Genomic DNA, 12,278 nt, shown 5'->3' on the forward strand with positions numbered 1-12,278 from the left:
CGCAGTCTCACCCGCAGGGGAATGCTCGGGCTCGGGGCGGGAGCCGCTGCCGCCGCCTCGCTGGCCGGCTGCGGCGGCCACAAGGACGCGGACGGCCCCGGCGGTTCCCGTCCTGCCGGCGACCGGCCCGACACACCGAAGCCGGACCCGAAGCCGACGAGGACGGCCCGCCCGATCGGTGACGGCTCCACCTCCTTCACCGGCAAGCAGCCCCACCAGCCCGAGGCGCCGGTGCCGCTGGAGCCGGGTCAGACCCCGCCGCAGTTCGTCGTCTTCTCCTGGGACGGGGCCGGCGAGGTCGGCAACGGCCTCTTCCCGCGCTTCCTGGACCTCGCCAAGGAGCACGGCGCGTCCATGACCTTCTTCCTCTCGGGCCTCTACCTGCTCCCCGAGTCGAAGAAGCGGCTCTACGACCCCCCGAACAACCCGCGCGGCGCCTCCGACATCGGCTACCTCACCGACGACCACATCAAGGACACACTGAAGAACGTCCGCCGTGCCTGGCTCGAAGGGCACGAGATCGGCACCCACTTCAACGGCCACTTCTGCGGCGGCTCCGGCAGCGTCGGCAACTGGACCCCGCAGCAGTGGCGCAGCGAGATCGAGCAGGCCAAGTCCTTCGTCAAGGAGTGGCGGACCAACTCCGGCTGGACCGACCTGGAGCCGCTCCCCTTCGACTACGACAAGGAGCTCGTCGGCGCCCGTACGCCCTGTCTGCTCGGCCAGGACAAGCTGCTGCCCACCGCCCGCGAGCTCGGCTGGCGCTACGACGCCTCCTCGCCCGGCGGACGGCAGGTCTGGCCGACGAAGAAGCAGGGCATATGGGACCTTCCGCTCCAGCAGATACCGTTCCCCGGCCGCTCCTTCGAGGTCCTGTCGATGGACTACAACATCCTCGCCAACCAGTCGGTCAACTCGACCAACGCGCCCGCCCACAACCACCCCGGCTGGCGGCGGCAGGCGGCCCAGGCGTACATATCCGGCTTCGAGCGGGCATACGAGTCGAATCGCGCGCCCTTCTTCGTCGGCAACCACTTCGAGCAGTGGAACGGCGGCATCTACATGGACGCCGTGGAGGAAGCGCTCAAGCACATCGCGCGGGAGAAGGAGAAGGGCGGCGACGTGAGGCTCGTCTCCTTCCGGCAGTTCACCGACTGGCTGGACGTGCAGAAGCCGGAGGTGCTGGAGCGGCTGCGCACCCTGGACGTCGGCCAGGAACCGGCCGGTGGCTGGAAGGCGTTCGCCGAGGAGACCGGGGGCACCGGCACCACCACCGGGACGGGTACGGGCAACGCCGCCTGATATGCGGGTTTCCGCCCGCAAGGGGGGTGCTCAAGATCCCCGGAACGGGCATGCGAAACTTTTCACATGAGTGCCGCCAGCCGCGCCCCCCAGCGCTCGAACCGGGTCGTTCCCCGCTCGAACCGCGCCCTCCGCGTCCGCCGTCGCGCCACCCTGGCCGCCGCCGGTGCCGCCGCGGCCGCGCTGCTCGTCTCCGCGTGCGGCTCGGGCGGGACGTCCGGCGGGGGCGGCAACACCAACTTCGTCACCGGCACCGACGGCATCTCCACGGTCCCCGAGGGCAAGCGGGTCGCCGCACCCGAGCTGTCCGGGGAGACCATCGAGGGCAAGCAGCTCGACGTCGCCGACTACAAGGGCAAGGTCGTCGTCCTCAACGTCTGGGGCTCCTGGTGCAACCCGTGCCGCGCGGAGGCCAAGTACTTCGCCAAGGTGTCCAAGGAGTACGCCGACCAGGGCGTGCAGTTCGTCGGCATCAACACCCGGGACGGCAGCACCACGGCCGCCCTCGCCTTCGAAGAGGACTTCGGCATCCCCTACCCGAGCCTGTACGACCCCAAGGGCAAGCTGATGCTCCGCTTCGAGAAGGGCACCCTCAACCCGCAGGCCGTCCCCTCCACCCTGGTCCTGGACCGGGAGGGGAGGATCGCGGCCCGCTCGCTGACCTCGCTCAGCGAGGAACGCCTGCTGAAGATGCTCAAGCCGGTCGTCGCGGAGAAGTGACGTGACGGCCCTGCACACGCTCGCCGCGGAGACGGGCTACAACGGCACGGTGCTCAACGGCGCCCTGCTGGTCGCCCTGCCCATCGCCCTGCTCGGCGGACTGGTCTCCTTCTTCTCGCCCTGCGTGCTGCCGCTGGTCCCCGGCTACCTCTCCTACGTCACCGGTGTCTCCGGCACCGACCTGGCCGAGGCCCGGCGCGGACGCATGGTCGCCGGCGCCTCCCTGTTCGTCCTCGGCTTCACCGCCGTGTTCGTCTCCGGCGGCGCCTTCTTCGGCTTCTTCGGACAGACCCTCCAGGAACAGTCGGGCGTCCTGTCCAAGGTGCTCGGCGTCCTCATGATCCTCATGGGCGTCTTCTTCATGGGCCTGATGCCCTGGCTCACCCAGCGCGAGTTCCGCTTCCACAAGCGGCCTGCGACCGGACTGGTCGGCGCCCCCGTCCTCGGCGCCCTGTTCGGCATCGGCTGGACCCCCTGCATCGGCCCGACGCTCGCCTCCGTACTCACTCTCTCCGCCCAGCAGGAGAGCGCCGGACGCGGCGCCGTACTGACCATCGCGTACTGCCTGGGACTGGGCGTGCCCTTCGTGCTCGCCGCCGTCGCCTTCCGCAAGGCGCTCGGCGCGTTCGCCTGGGTCAAGCGCCACTACACCTGGGTGATGCGCATCGGCGGCACGATGATGATCGTGACCGGCGTGCTCCTGCTGACCGGCGCGTGGAACAGCCTCGTGGCGGAGATGCAGACCTGGTCCAACGGCTTCACTGTGGGGATCTGACCCGATGAGCAAGACGACAACCGACGACACCCCCAAGGCCGGCGACGACCAGGAGCTCGGCGCCGCCGGCTCCCAGCTGTCCACCGCGCCCAGGGAGGACGCGCCGAACCTGCCCTCCCTCGGAGTCATCGGCTGGGCCCGCTGGTTCTGGCGGCAGCTCACCTCCATGCGGGTCGCGCTGCTGCTGCTCCTGCTGCTGTCGCTCGGCGCGATCCCCGGCTCGCTCATCCCGCAGACCGGGGTCGACGAGACGAAGGTCGCCGACTTCCGCGAGCGGCACGACGTCCTCGCGCCCGTCTACGACAAGCTCGGCCTGTTCCACGTCTACAGCTCGGTGTGGTTCTCCGCGATCTACATCCTGCTGTTCGTCTCCCTCATCGGCTGCATCGTGCCCCGCACCTGGCAGTTCGTGGGCCAGCTGCGCGGCCGCCCGCCGGGCGCGCCCCGCCGGCTGACCCGGCTGCCCGCCCACACCACCTGGCGCACCGAGGCCGAACCCGAAGCCGTCCGCGAGGCCGCGCTCGCCCTGCTGAAGAAGCGCCGCTTCCGCGCCCACGTCGCCGGTGACGCCGTCGCCGCCGAGAAGGGCTATCTGCGCGAGGTCGGCAACCTGCTCTTCCACATCGCGCTGATCGTGATGCTGATCGCCTTCGGCTGGGGCCAGCTCTTCAAGTCCGAGGGCAACAAGCTGATCGTCGAGGGCGACGGCTTCGCCAACACGCTCACCCAGTACGACGACTTCAAGTCCGGCAACCTCTTCACCAACGACGACCTGGAGCCGTTCAGCTTCGACGTCAAGGAGTTCACCGGCACCTACGAGCGCACCGGACCCAACAAGGGCACCCCGCGCACGTACCAGACCGAGGTCACCTACGCCGAGGGGGCCGACGGCGAGGAGAAGACGGCCCTCATCAAGGTGAACGAGCCGCTGGAGATCGGCGACGCCAAGGTCTACCTCGTCAGCCACGGCTACGCGCCCGTCGTGACCGTCCGCGACGGCAAGGGGAAGATCGTCTACCAGGACGCCGTGCCGCTGCTGCCGCTCGACTCCAACGTCACCTCCTCCGGCGTGGTCAAGGTCCTCGACGGCTACCGCAACCCCGAGGGCAAGAAGGAGCAGCTCGGTTTCAACGCCTTCTTCGTGCCCACCTTCGGCGGCTCCGCCACCGGCACGATGCTCTCCCAGTTCCCCGCGCTGGACTATCCGGTGCTCGCGCTCTCCGCCTACCACGGCGACCTGAAGGCCGACTCCGGCATTCCGCAGAGCGTGTACCAGATGGACAAGACCAAGATGAAGGAGTTCAAGGACTCCGAGGGCGAGCTGTTCAAGAAGCTGCTCATGCCCGGCGAGACCATGACGCTCCCGGACGGCGCGGGCTCGGTCACCTTCGAGAAGGACGTCAAGGAGTGGGCCGGCTTCCAGGTCGTCCAGGAGCCGGGCGGCGGCTGGGCGCTCGGCGGTGCCGTGGCCGCGATCGCCGGTCTCGCCGGCTCCCTGTTCATCCAGCGCCGCCGCGTGTGGGTGCGCGCGGTGCGCGGCGACGACGGCGTGACCGTCGTCGAGATGGCCGGCCTCGGCCGCAGCGAGTCCGCGAAGGTGCCCGAGGAACTCGGCGACCTCGCCGGGATCCTCTACGACCAGGCCCCGGCCCCGTCCGATTCCACGGACACGGACACAGACACAGACACAGACACAGACACCGATCCCGAAGCCGTACCTGCCGAAGGGGCTGAGAAATGACTCTCGCCGCCGCAACAGATCTGGCCGCCGCGGCCAACGAGAACCTCGCGGAGATCAGCAACGTGCTGATCTACTCCGCGATGGCGGTCTACACCCTCGCCTTCTTCGCGTACATCGCGGAGTGGACCTTCGGCAGCCGCAGCAAGGTCGCCCGCACCGCCGCCGCCCTCACCCCGAAGGCGGCGGTCCAGGAGAAGAAGGCACCGGCCGTCACCGTCACCCAGGCCGGCGGCACCGCCGTACTGGAGCGGCCGAAGGTCGTCGTACGCGCCGCCACCGGCTCCCGCGACGTGCCCGACGGGCCCGGAGCGCACGGCGGCGACGAGAAGGGCGACCTCTACGGACGGATCGCGATCTCCCTCACCGTGCTCGCGTTCCTCCTCGCCTTCGGCGGCGTGCTCACCCGCGCGCTGTCCGTGGAGCGGGCGCCGTGGGGCAACATGTACGAGTTCAACATCACCTTCTCCACCACCGCGGTCGGCGTGTACCTCCTGCTGCTGGCGCTGAAGAAGAACGTGCGCTGGCTCGGCCTGTTCCTCACCACCTCGGTCCTCCTCGACCTCGGCATCGCCGTCACCTGGCTCTACACCGAGAGCGACCAGCTCGTCCCCGCCCTCCACTCGTACTGGCTGTACATCCACGTCTCCACGGCGATCCTGTGCGGCGCGGTCTTCTACGTCGGCGCGGTCGGCGTGATCCTCTACCTGTTCAAGGACGCGTACGAGAACAAGCTCGCGAGCGGCGGCAAGCCCGGCGGCTTCGCCACCTCCGTCCTGGAGCGCCTGCCCGCCGCCGCGTCCCTCGACAAGTTCTCCTACCGGGTCAACGCGGCCGTCTTCCCGCTGTGGACGTTCACGATCATCGCGGGCGCCATCTGGGCCGGCGACGCCTGGGGCCGCTACTGGGGCTGGGACCCCAAGGAGGTCTGGTCCTTCATCACCTGGGTCGCCTACGCCTGCTACCTGCACGCCCGCGCCACCGCCGGCTGGAAGGGCCGCAAGGCCGCCTACCTGGCCCTGCTCGCCTTCGGCTGCTGGCTGTTCAACTACTACGGCGTCAACATCTTCGTCTCCGGCAAGCACTCCTACGCCGACGTCGGCCTGGGCGCGCTGGGAGCCGTCGGCTTCTGAACCCGCGCCCCACGAAGGCCGGTTGCCCGTGACCCAGGTCATGGGGGGCCGGCCTTCGTCGTTCAGTCCCCGATGTCCTCGTTCCACAGCCGTGGATGACGGGCGACGAACCCCCGCATCATCGCGGCGCACTCCGGATCGTCCAGCAGCACGATCTCCACGCCGTGCCCGGCCAGCCAGTCGTGCCCGCCGTGGAAGGTGACCGCCTCGCCGATCACCACCCGGGAGATGCCGAACTGCCGGACGAGCCCCGAGCAGTACCAGCACGGGGAGAGCGTCGTCACCATCGTCGTACCGCGGTACGACCGCTGCCGTCCCGCCGCGCGGAAGGCGGCGGTCTCCGCGTGCGTCGACGGGTCGTCGTCCTGTACGCGGCGGTTGCGGCCACGGCCGAGCAGGTTCCCGTCGGCGCCGTACAGCGCGGCGCCGACGGGGATGCCGCCCTCCGCCAGCCCGGCGCGGGCCTCCGCGAGGGCGGTGGCGAGCCAGGCGCGGGCGGTGACCGGATCGATCGACTCCATGGGGTCAGTGTCCCCTGTCGGCGGCCCGCCGTACGTGCTCTGTACCCTGGCCCGATCATCGCCGCACGCGCGGTGGTCGGGCCTGGGGAGGAACGTCATGGGTGCTCCGGTACTGGAGGAGCTGCGGGAGGTCTGCCAGCCGCGGGCCAAGATGGACAGCCGCAACGGCGAGCACTGGGCCGGCCGCCTCTACATGCGGAAGATCTCCCTGCGCACCACCCGCCACCTGGTCCGCACCCCCGTCACCCCCGACCAGCTCACCTGGACCATGGTCGTGTGCGGAGTGGCCTCCGGCGCCGCGCTGATGATCCCCGGCCTGACCGGCGCGGTCCTCGCCGTGATCCTCATGCAGCTGTTCCTGCTCTTCGACTGCGTGGACGGCGAGGTCGCCCGCTGGAAGGGCCAGAACAGCGCGGCCGGCATCTACGTCGACCGGCTCGGCGCGTACCTCGCCGACGCGGCGCTGATGGCGGGCGCCGGCTACCGCGCCGCCGAGTCGGGCGCCGGCGGCTGGCTGTCGGTCGGCATCGCCACCGCCCTCGGCGTCGTCCTGCTCAAGGCCTCCACCGACCTGGTGGACGTCGCCCGCGCCCGCCGCGGCCTGACCGTCGCCGACGACGAGTCCACCCGCCCGCGCTCGGAGGGCGTCGCGACCGTGCGCCGCATCGCCGCCGCGTTCAAGATCCACCGGGTCACCAACGGCATCGAGGCCTCCCTGGTCCTCCTCGTCGCGGCGGTGGCCGACACGTTGACCGACGGCATCGAACCGACCCGCTGGGCCCTGGGCGCGCTCGCCGTCATCACCTGGGTGATGGTCCCGGCCCACCTGCTGTCGATCCTGTCGTCGTCCCGCCTGCGCTGATCCCGCCCCGGGCGCGGTGCGGCGCGCCGCCGAGGACGTCCTGGCGGTGCTCGCGGAACGTGGCGTCGACGTACCCGAGGACGCTCGTGAGCGCATCACCGGCTGTGACGATCCTCGGACCCTGAGCCGCTGGCTCCGGCGCGCCGTCACCGTCCTGAAGGCCGAAGAGGTCTTCGAACGACGGTGACTTCCCGGGTGCCCGACGCCGCGCGGAGGCACCGGGCGGCGTCCAGAGGGGAGTGATGGTCGAAGTGCCGTACGGCGTACGGCACTTCGGCGAACACGGGTGCGAATGGCTCTATGCTTGCCCTGCCCGCACGGGCCGAGATCGCACGCCAGGAGGCATTTGTGTCAGCGCTGGAGCCGGACGACCCGCACTCCGTCGGGGCGTACCGGTTGCTGAGCCGGCTGGGCGTGGGCGGTATGGGCAGGGTCTTCCTCGGGCGCTCCCCGGGCGGGCGGCTCGTCGCGGTCAAGGTGGTGCACGCCGAGCTGGTGCGCCGGCCCGAGTTCCGTGACCGGTTCCGGCGTGAGGTCCAGGCGGCCCGGCTGGTCAGCGGTGCCTTCACCGCACCGGTCATCGACGCCGACCCGGACGCGCCCCTGCCGTGGCTGGTCACCAGCTACATCGCCGGTCCTTCGCTGGAGCAGGCGGTCGTCGAGCGGGGGCCGTTCGAGGCGGGGGCGGTCCTCGCGCTGGCGGCCGGGCTGGCCGAGGCGCTGGTGTCGATCCACGCCGTGAACCTCGTCCACCGCGACCTCAAGCCCTCCAACGTGCTGCTCGCCGAGGACGGGCCGCGCGTCATCGACTTCGGGATCGTCCGCAGCGTCGAGGCCGACTCGATCACCGGAACCGGTCTCGTCGCCGGCTCGCCCGGATTCATGTCGCCCGAGCAGGTCAACGGCGACGCGATCACCCCGACCAGCGACGTCTTCTGCCTGGGCGCGGTGCTGGCCTTCGCGGCGACCGGCGCCAATCCCTTCGGTGAGGGACCGACCCCCGCGCTGCTCTACCGCGTGGTGCACAACACCCCCGACATCGGCACCGTCACCGACCCCGCCCTGCACGCCCTCATCGGCGACTGCCTCGCCAAGGACCCGGCCCGCCGCCCCACCCCGCAGGAGATCCTCGCCCGGGTCGGCGCACTGGGCGACGAGAGCACGATGGCCCTGCGGCACCTCGGCCCCCGGTCGCGGCAGGGCAACGCACCCGGGTCCCCGACTCCGGCCGGTACGCCCTTCCCGGGCGCCCGTGCCACGGACCCCGGGGCACCGACGAACGTACTGCCGCGCGACGCCGGACCCGGCCCCCTGCCGCAGCAGGCGACCACGATGGCGCCGCGCTTCCACGACCGGGCCACCCGGGTGGGCGCCGCCCCGGAGCCCGACCCCGCCGCGACGGGGCCCACCGGCCGTCGGGCGGGCCGGGAACGCGGCGGCAGCCGGCGGGCCTTCCTGTTCCTCGGCGTCGGCGGGGGAGCGGTCGCCGCGGCCGGTGTCGGGGCGGGGTTCTGGCTCAACCGGTCGGCCGCCGCGGACCGGGACCGGGCCACGCCCCCCTCCTCGGCCTCCCCTTCCTCCTCACCCTCCGCCTCCGCCCCTCGGCCCGCCCGGCCCCTCGGGCACTGGCCCCTCGACGAGACCTCGGGCACGGTCGCGCGGGACACCGTGGGCGGCCACCACGGCACCGCGACCGGCGTCACCTGGGGGCCCGGCGGAGGCGGCGCCGTCTTCGACGGACGGGGCGGCCAGATCGTCACCGGGGGACCGGTGCTGGAGACCGGAAAGGGCCGGAGCTTCACGGTCGCCGCCTGGGTCCGGCTCTCCACCGCGCCGGAGAACTGGGCCACCGCCGTCAGCCAGGACGCCGAGGACGCCAGCGCCTTCTACCTCCAGTACGCCGTCGAGGGGAACCGCTGGGCCTTCTCCCGCCCCGGTCAGCGCGCCGTCGGACGCAGCGAGCCCGCCGTGAACGTCTGGACCCACCTCGTGGGCGTCTGCGCCGGCCAGGCGCGCACACTGCGGCTGTACGTCAACGGCGTACAGGAGGCGGAGACCGAGGACACCGCCCCGATGTCCGCCACCGGCCCCTTCGTCATCGGCCGGGCGTCGTACGGCGGTCAGGCCGTCGACTTCTTCCCCGGCGCCGTCCGGGACGTACGGGTCTTCGACCGGGCCCTCACCGCCGACCGGATCAAGAAGCTCGGCTGACCCGCCCCGGCGCCCCGCCCGCGCTCACCCGCGCTCACCCCGGATCCGCGCTGATCGACCGCCAGATCCGGTCCGGCAGGACGGCGGCCGCCTCGTCGAGGTCGACGTCGCCGAGGGTCAGCCAGCGGCGGCTGACGCCGATGACCGGCCCCAGGATCAGGGACTCGAGCAGGGACACCGACAGGGGCGCGACCTCGCCCGACTCGACGTGCCGGCCCACCCACGCGGACAGCGGTGACAGCCGGGCCTCCTGGGCGTCCCGCAACTGCTTCGCCTGGCGCATCCCGATCTCGTCGGCGCGGGAGGAGTGCAGGAGGAGGCCCGCGTCCCGGTGGTCGCGGATGAACGCGAGGTACGCCTCCACGAGGGCGCGGACGCCGGCCCGGGCGGAGTCCGACTGCTCCAGGGCCGTGACCATCCGGACCAGCAGCCGTTCCAGCCAGCGCGTCAGCAGGGCGGTCAGCAGGCCGTCCATGCTGCCGAAGTGGTGGTAGAGGCTGCCCGGACTGACGCCGCTCGCCGCGGTCACCGCGCTGACGGTGAGGCCCTGCTCGCCCGCTTCCCCGTAGACGCGCAGCGCCGCGTCCAGAAGCTGGTCGGCGGTGACCTCGCCACGGTGCTGCTTGGGGCTCATCGCAGGGTCGTTGTACCTTCCAGGTGCTTCTGGAGCGAATTTCTAGAATTCCCTTCCAATTCTAGTCCGCGCTGGTTCAGACTGACCCGTGCCGACGTGCGGTCCGCCCGTCGCGGGGGAGCGGGCGGGCCGTCATCAGCGGCGCGGTGACGGAACACGACAACGGGGCAGGCGTGATCGAGCTGGGCGGAAGCGGCGCCGAGCCGCTGGAGGACGAGGACCCGCGACGGATCGGACCGATCCCGCTCGTCGGACGGCTCGGGGCCGGCGGCATGGGCCGTGTCTATCTGGGCGTGCACGAGGGGCGGTACGCCGCGGTCAAGCAGCTGCTGCCGTCGGTCGTCGCGGAGGACAAGGACTTCCTGCGCCGCTTCGGACACGAGCTGGACAACCTGGCCCGCTTACCCGAACACGCCACGGCCCCGCTGCTCGCGGGCGACCGCACCGCACGGCCCCCGTGGTTCGCCACCGCCTACGTCCCCGGCCTCACCCTGCGCGAGGCCCTCGAAGCCCACGGGGGGCCGCTGCCCGCCGCCGCGCTGTGGCTGCTGCTGCGCGAGGCCGCCGCGGGGCTCGCCGCGGTGCACGCGCTGGACATGGTGCACCGGGACATCAAGCCGTCCAACGTCATGCTCACCCTCGACGGCCTCACCCTCATCGACTTCGGCGTGGCCCGTGCCGCCGAACAGAGCCAGCTCACCCGCACCGGCATGGTGGTGGGCACCCCCGCCTACATGTCCCCCGAACAGGCGTCGGGGGCGCGCAGGTCGACCGGGGCGGTCGACGTCTTCGCGCTGGGTTCGGTCCTCGCGTACGCGGCGAGCGGCCGGCCGCCCTTCGGTGACGAGTCCGGGCACGGCGTGCTGTACCGGATCGTGCACGAGGAACCCGACCTCGACGCCGTACGGGCCCTCGACCCCGAGCTGGCCGAGGTCGTCGCGGCCTGCCTGGACAAGGACCACGAGGGCCGGCCCACCGCCGCCGAGCTGGTCGGACTCGCCGACCGGCACGGCCCGTTCGGACCGCCCCTGTGGCCCGAGGCCGTCACGGCACAGCTGACCGAACGGGCCGCGTTCGCGGAGCGGACGCCGACCGTTCCGGACGTCCCGGAGGAACCGGAGGCGCCGGAGGAACCGGCGAAGCCCAGGGAACCGGAAGCGCCCGAGGCGTCCGGGCCGGCGCGGGAGAAGCGCGGCCGCCGGACCCGGGTGATCCCCGTGATCATCCCCGTCGTCGTCGCGACGGGCACCACCCTCGCCTTCACGCTCCTGCCGTACACCTTCGACGCCGACGACGAGGCGGGACCCGCCCCCTCCGCGTCGGTCACGGTCTCCGCCACCGCGACGCCGTCGGGGACGGCCGGCGGGTCCGCGAAGCCGTCGCCGTCCACCAGCGCGTCCTCCACGAAGGACTCGAAGGACCCCGAGGACTCGAAGGACCCCGAGGATCCGAAGGACTCGGGCGAGCCGGGATCCGGCTCCCAGGAGTCACCGGCCGCGGCCGGGGCGGGGGGCGCGGGCGCCGGCTCGGACGCGGACGACGGAGCCGCGAAGGGCGGCGGCAGCGGCGGGGACGGCTCTTCCCCGGACACGGGCACGGAGGCCGAGGCCCCGTCGACAAGCGGCTTCACCCTGCGCAACGCGTCGAGCGGACGGTGCCTCGTCGCCTCCGACACCGCCTCGTACGGCAATGTCGGCGGGGGCGGCTGCACCGCCGCGACGGCCCGCTGGAGCCTGCGGAGCGTCTCCTCCGGCACCTACCGGATCGTCCACCAGGCGTCCGGCACCTGCCTGTCCGGCTACGGTTCGATGCACAGCGCGACCTGCGGCGCGGACAACGCCCAGGAGTGGCGCCTCGGTTCGGGCGGCACCGTGATCCTCGCGAAACACGACCTGTGCCTGGAGCACGTCTCCGCGAGCGGCATGATCATGCGGCGGACGTGCAGCGGCTCGGCCACCCAGAGCTGGACCCGGGGCTGACGCGGGGCCGACGCGGGACGGTCAGGCGGACCCGCCCCGCTCGCCGTCCCCCGGCCTGTCGTCCTTGTCCTTGTCCTTCTCCTCGTCCAGCGACTTCAGGAACTCGGGGTTGTCGTCCGGCGCGACCCACTGCCGGCCGCCACCGCCCCGGCTCCAGGCGGAGCCGACGGTGCCGCCCGCGGGGTGCCGCTTCTTGCCGGCGATCAGCCAGGAGATCGAACCGACCAGCGGGAACAGGAGCACGAGGATCGCCCACAGCGGCTTGGGCATGTGCCGGATGTCGTCGTCCTTCGTGCTGATGCAGTCGATGAACGCGTACACGCTCAGGGCCAGTGGCACGAGGAACATCAGCACCCGCAGCATGGGGCCTCTCCAGCGAAAGCAAGCGAAAGCGGTGGGCGGT

The 12,278-nt window shown here is 71.9% G+C and carries 12 protein-coding genes; 9 read left to right on the forward strand and 3 right to left on the reverse strand.

Annotated elements, in window-relative coordinates:
* The first annotated feature begins 21 nt into the window (after positions 1 to 21).
* The 5 genes from ACZ62B_RS10005 (at position 22) to ccsB (ending at position 5,668) form a co-directional block, all read left to right on the forward strand.
* A complete protein-coding gene (locus tag ACZ62B_RS10005) occupies positions 22 to 1,302 on the forward strand; it encodes a polysaccharide deacetylase family protein (protein ID WP_344565203.1) in 1,281 nt (426 codons plus the stop codon).
* A gap of 66 nt (positions 1,303 to 1,368) precedes the next feature.
* Positions 1,369 to 2,022 (forward strand): TlpA family protein disulfide reductase, encoded by a 654-nt coding sequence (locus ACZ62B_RS10010; RefSeq protein WP_344565154.1) that lies wholly within the window; start codon positions 1,369 to 1,371, stop codon positions 2,020 to 2,022.
* A gap of 1 nt (position 2,023) precedes the next feature.
* Entirely contained in the window at positions 2,024 to 2,797 is a 774-nt protein-coding gene (locus ACZ62B_RS10015; protein ID WP_344565156.1) for a cytochrome c biogenesis CcdA family protein, read from the forward strand.
* A 4-nt stretch (positions 2,798 to 2,801) separates the two neighbouring features.
* Positions 2,802 to 4,538, forward strand: coding sequence for a cytochrome c biogenesis protein ResB (gene resB / locus ACZ62B_RS10020; RefSeq protein ID WP_468881999.1), 1,737 nt, complete (start codon positions 2,802 to 2,804; stop codon positions 4,536 to 4,538).
* Complete coding sequence (ccsB, locus tag ACZ62B_RS10025; protein ID WP_468886416.1) at positions 4,535 to 5,668, forward strand: c-type cytochrome biogenesis protein CcsB; 1,134 nt, start codon at positions 4,535 to 4,537, stop codon at positions 5,666 to 5,668. Before resB ends, ccsB begins: the two co-directional genes overlap by 4 nt.
* Before the next feature lie 62 nt (positions 5,669 to 5,730).
* Here ccsB and ACZ62B_RS10030 read toward each other — a convergent pair whose 3' ends face one another.
* Positions 5,731 to 6,189: a nucleoside deaminase gene (locus ACZ62B_RS10030; protein WP_344565165.1), complete on the reverse strand. Its 459-nt coding sequence runs from the start codon at positions 6,187 to 6,189 to the stop codon at positions 5,731 to 5,733.
* Between the two features lie 97 nt (positions 6,190 to 6,286).
* On the opposite strand from ACZ62B_RS10030, the gene ACZ62B_RS10035 reads away from it, so the two are divergent.
* From ACZ62B_RS10035 to ACZ62B_RS10045, 3 genes are all read left to right on the forward strand, one after another.
* Positions 6,287 to 7,051, forward strand: a complete 765-nt coding sequence (locus ACZ62B_RS10035; RefSeq protein WP_344565167.1) for a CDP-alcohol phosphatidyltransferase family protein — start codon at positions 6,287 to 6,289, stop codon at positions 7,049 to 7,051.
* A 46-nt stretch (positions 7,052 to 7,097) separates the two neighbouring features.
* Entirely contained in the window at positions 7,098 to 7,238 is a 141-nt protein-coding gene (locus ACZ62B_RS10040; RefSeq protein ID WP_468719928.1) for a hypothetical protein, read from the forward strand.
* A gap of 161 nt (positions 7,239 to 7,399) precedes the next feature.
* A complete protein-coding gene (locus ACZ62B_RS10045; RefSeq protein ID WP_469689746.1) occupies positions 7,400 to 9,262 on the forward strand; it encodes a protein kinase domain-containing protein in 1,863 nt (620 codons plus the stop codon).
* 34 nt (positions 9,263 to 9,296) lie between these two features.
* On the opposite strand, the gene ACZ62B_RS10050 is transcribed toward ACZ62B_RS10045, so the two are convergent.
* Positions 9,297 to 9,896: a TetR/AcrR family transcriptional regulator gene (locus ACZ62B_RS10050; protein ID WP_468881992.1), complete on the reverse strand. Its 600-nt coding sequence runs from the start codon at positions 9,894 to 9,896 to the stop codon at positions 9,297 to 9,299.
* 173 nt (positions 9,897 to 10,069) lie between these two features.
* Between ACZ62B_RS10050 and ACZ62B_RS10055 the strand changes: the two genes are divergently transcribed.
* Positions 10,070 to 11,875 carry a serine/threonine-protein kinase gene (locus ACZ62B_RS10055; RefSeq protein WP_469690056.1) on the forward strand — a complete coding sequence of 602 codons (1,806 nt, stop codon included), beginning with the start codon at positions 10,070 to 10,072 and terminating at the stop codon, positions 11,873 to 11,875.
* A 21-nt stretch (positions 11,876 to 11,896) separates the two neighbouring features.
* Here the strand turns inward: ACZ62B_RS10055 and ACZ62B_RS10060 are convergent, their stop codons facing one another.
* Entirely contained in the window at positions 11,897 to 12,238 is a 342-nt protein-coding gene (locus ACZ62B_RS10060; protein ID WP_469689749.1) for a PLD nuclease N-terminal domain-containing protein, read from the reverse strand.
* Between the last annotated feature and the right edge of the window lie 40 nt (positions 12,239 to 12,278).

Source organism: Streptomyces sp. NPDC053426 (assembly GCF_055585405.1).

Excerpts from the sequence above, each read along its gene's own strand:
- ACZ62B_RS10005 (WP_344565203.1), top strand. The coding sequence starts at position 22 with ATGCTCGGGCTCGGGGCGGGAGCCGCTGCCGCCGCCTCGCTGGCCGGC.
- ACZ62B_RS10010 (WP_344565154.1), top strand. The coding sequence starts at position 1,369 with ATGAGTGCCGCCAGCCGCGCCCCCCAGCGCTCGAACCGGGTCGTTCCC.
- resB (WP_468881999.1), top strand. The coding sequence starts at position 2,802 with ATGAGCAAGACGACAACCGACGACACCCCCAAGGCCGGCGACGACCAG.
- ccsB (WP_468886416.1), top strand. The coding sequence starts at position 4,535 with ATGACTCTCGCCGCCGCAACAGATCTGGCCGCCGCGGCCAACGAGAAC.
- ACZ62B_RS10030 (WP_344565165.1), bottom strand. The coding sequence starts at position 6,189 with ATGGAGTCGATCGATCCGGTCACCGCCCGCGCCTGGCTCGCCACCGCC.
- ACZ62B_RS10035 (WP_344565167.1), top strand. The coding sequence starts at position 6,287 with ATGGGTGCTCCGGTACTGGAGGAGCTGCGGGAGGTCTGCCAGCCGCGG.
- ACZ62B_RS10050 (WP_468881992.1), bottom strand. The coding sequence starts at position 9,896 with ATGAGCCCCAAGCAGCACCGTGGCGAGGTCACCGCCGACCAGCTTCTG.
- ACZ62B_RS10060 (WP_469689749.1), bottom strand. The coding sequence starts at position 12,238 with ATGCTGCGGGTGCTGATGTTCCTCGTGCCACTGGCCCTGAGCGTGTAC.